Raw genomic sequence first — 430 nt, 5'->3', positions numbered from 1 at the left:
TACGGGCTTCCAGTACGGTGACGCCGGCACGGCCAAGACGCTCCTGAATTTCCTGCTTGAGCTTATCGGCGATGGCCTGGGGATGGCTTCTGAGTGCCACTTCGTTCTCATCCTGGGGATCGTATGCATAACTGCTGGCCATGTTGCGAAGCGCCGCTTCACTTTGAATGGACACATAGCTTTCGTAATCATCCACCTCGAACACGGCCTCGGCACTGTCGGTAACCGACCACACTACTATGGTGGCGATTTCGATGGGGTTACCGAGGTTATCGTTCACCTTGATTTTGGCACTCTCGAAGTTACGGATACGCAGCGAGATGGTGCGCTTGGCAAAGAGGGGGATGGTCCAGCGCAGCCCCGGGTTTCTCACCGAGCCCACGAGACTCCTGAGCATCTCGTATGCCGTCTTCTGCTTGAAAAAAAAAAA

General features: G+C 54.9%; 1 protein-coding gene. It reads right to left on the bottom strand.

Going from position 1 to position 430, the window contains the following annotated elements:
• A partial coding sequence (locus K5Q99_RS23235) for an SPFH domain-containing protein (protein WP_246604566.1) occupies nucleotides 1–430 on the bottom strand: 430 nt, incomplete at both ends.

It is taken from the genome of Shewanella hafniensis, from assembly GCF_019655335.1.
Classification (GTDB): Bacteria; Pseudomonadota; Gammaproteobacteria; order Enterobacterales; family Shewanellaceae; genus Shewanella; species Shewanella hafniensis.
This window is presented reverse-complemented; position numbering and strand designations above follow the sequence as displayed.